The organism is Nocardia sp. NPDC088792, from assembly GCF_044750615.1.
Taxonomy (GTDB): Bacteria; Actinomycetota; Actinomycetes; order Mycobacteriales; family Mycobacteriaceae; genus Nocardia.
Genome location: NZ_JBIVKC010000016.1, coordinates 1 through 2,731, shown reverse-complemented (window position 1 = coordinate 2,731; position 2,731 = coordinate 1). Strand labels below are relative to the sequence as shown.

Sequence of the window (2,731 nt, the reverse complement as noted above, 5' to 3'; positions counted from 1 at the left end):
TTCACCGCCGACGACCGCACCACCGCCAACACCCGACGACCCGCCGCACGCGCATCCGAAAGACGCTGCACCACAAGCACACCCACACCCTCGGACCACCCCGTCCCATCGGCCGCATCAGCGAACGCCTTACACCGACCATCCGCCGACAAACCGCCCTGACGGCTGAACTCGATGAATCCGCCCGGTGTCGCCATTACCGCGATGCCGCCGACCAGAGCCAGGGAACACTCCCCCGCCCGCAACGCCTGACCGGCAAGGTGTAGGGAAACCAGCGATGACGAACACGCTGTGTCGACGCTCATCGCCGGCCCCTGCAACCCGAGCGAGTAGGCGATGCGGCCGGACAACACGCTCAACAGGCCGCCGGTGAGCAGGTGGCCCTGCGTCTCTTCGAGCCCACTGACCACATCGCTATATCCGGACGGAGCGGCACCAACGAACACGCCGGTGGCGCTGCCCGCGAGCGACGCCGGGTCGATCCCGGCGTGCTCCAGCGCCTCCCACGAGGTCTCCAGTAACAGCCGCTGCTGCGGATCGGTCGCGAGCGCCTCGCGTGGCGAGATGCCGAAGAACCCGGCGTCGAAACCACCTGCGTCGTCCAGGAAGCCACCTTCGCGGGTCACCGATGTCCCGGTGCGATCGCCCGCAGGGTCGTATAGCGCGGCGACGTCCCATCCGCGGTCGTCGGGGAACTCGGACATCACATCGACGCCGGCGGCGACGACTCGCCACAGGTCGGCCGGGCCCGCGACGCCACCTGGGAACCGGCATGCCATGCCGACGATCACGATCGGGTCGTCGGTGGTGAGGTTGACCGCTACGGGAAAAGCGTTCGCGATTTCACCGACCTGGTCGGCGGCCAGGTCGGCCAGGTAAGCCACGATCCGACCCACAGTCGGATGGTCGAACACGAGGGTCGACGGCAAGCTCAGCCCGGTGACGGTCTGGAGCCGGTTGCGCAGGTCAACCGCTGTCACCGAGTCGATGCCTAGATCCTTGAACACCTGGTCGGGATCGACCTCGTCGCCGCGGTCATAGCCAAGTACGACGGCCACTTGCTCGCGGGTGACGGCAAGTAGGTAGTCGTTGCGCTCATGGTGGGACATCGCCCGCAGACTGTCCATGGCGGAGTTGGCTGTCTCGGCCTTGTCGGCCTCGCCGGACGCTGCCAAGAGTGAAAACAGCAGGCTCGGGCGGGCGAGGGTGAACGCGGGAACGAAGCGAGCCCAGTCCATGTCGGTGACTGTGGCGGTGACATCGTCGTCGCCCAGAATGCGCTCAAGAGCGGCGGTTGCTTGGACGGGGGCCATGGGGGTGACTCCAAGCCGTTCCAGGTACTCGGCGTAGCCGGCGTCTGCCTCCATCATGCCGGTCGACTCCCAAGCACCCCAGCTCACTGTGGTGCCCACGAGGCCCTGAGCCCGGCGGCGCGATGCGAGGGCGTCGAGGCAGGCATTGGCGGTGGCGTAGCCGCCCTGCCCTGCACTGCCCCACGCAGCGGCGCCGGAGGAGAACAGGACGAACGCGTCGAGGTCGACGTCGCGAATGAGCTCATCAAGCAGCAGCGCGCCGGCGACCTTGACGCCCAGCTGTTGCTGGAGATGATGCGGGGTAAGGGTGTCCAGGGCGCCTGCATCGTCCACGACGCCCGCAGCGTGCACAACCGTGCGCAGCGGCAGGTCCGCCGGGATGTCCCTCAGTACGCGCGTGATCGTTGCGCGGTCGGTTACGTCTGCGGCAACGATACTGACCTTTGCGCCCGTTGCTTCCAGCTCTTCCCGCAGCTCAGCGGCGTCCTCGGCGTCAGGGCCACGACGGCTCAGCAGCACAATGTGCTCTGCTCCGGAGCCGGTCAGCCAACGGGCCACGTGGGCGCCGACTCCACCGGTGCCGCCTGTGACAAGAGCCGTACCGCTCGTTCGCCACGTCGAAGAGGATGCGGGCATCCGTGCCAGGCGGCGGGCGAACAGGCCCGAGGGCCGCACCGCAAGCTGGTCTTCTCCGTGCCCGCCGGTGACAGCTTTTGCCAACCACCGCGCGGCAGCCGCGTCGAAATCGGCGGGGAGGTCAATGACACCGCCCCAACGGTCCGGGAGTTCCAGGGCCGCTACCCGAGCGAGACCCCAAACGCCACCTGGCCAGACACTGTCGACTCGGTCTTGTGGCACAGCCGTCACTGCACCGCGGGTGACCGCCCATAGCGGCACCTTCACCGACTGCAACAACCGCAGGGTGTCCACGACCGCGTCCACCTCGTCCGACATGGCAAGCAACGACACCACGCCTGTATCGGCAGGTTTCAGCGTAGGCGCCGAGCCATCAAACTCGACCACCCGACCACCGACCGCCTCCGCCACGGCGGTCATCCACGAGTCGCCGCTACACCCAACCGGGACGACTACCACGAGGCCACGGTCAGGCCGCTCAGTGGCGGACACACGCACCCAGGTCTCGCAGTATCGCCAACCGTCAGACTGCGACTCCGACTGGCGACGGTCCCGCCAGCGGACCAACGCGGGCACCACGTCGGCCACGGCTTGGTCGTCGACCCCGAGAGTGCGCGCGAGCGCCGTGGGCTCGATGCTCCGCATCGACTCCCATAGCTGCTCGTCAACCGGATCACCGCTGGTTTTCACTGTGGGTGGTTTGGGCCAGTAGTGGCGGTGTTGGAAAGCATAAGCAGGCAAATCAACCCAGCCGGTCCGCTGCCCCGCGAACAACACACCCC

1 protein-coding gene and 1 pseudogene are annotated in these 2,731 nt (G+C 67.5%); both read right to left on the bottom strand.

Annotated features, from left to right (window positions below):
• On the bottom strand, positions 1-2,369 hold a 2,369-nt coding region (locus tag ACIP5Y_RS47935), incomplete at its 3' end, for a type I polyketide synthase (protein ID WP_400360523.1).
• Positions 2,370-2,501: 132 nt separating this feature from the next.
• A pseudogene (locus ACIP5Y_RS47930) lies at positions 2,502-2,639 on the bottom strand (hypothetical protein); the annotation flags it as partial.
• Between the last annotated feature and the right edge of the window lie 92 nt (positions 2,640-2,731).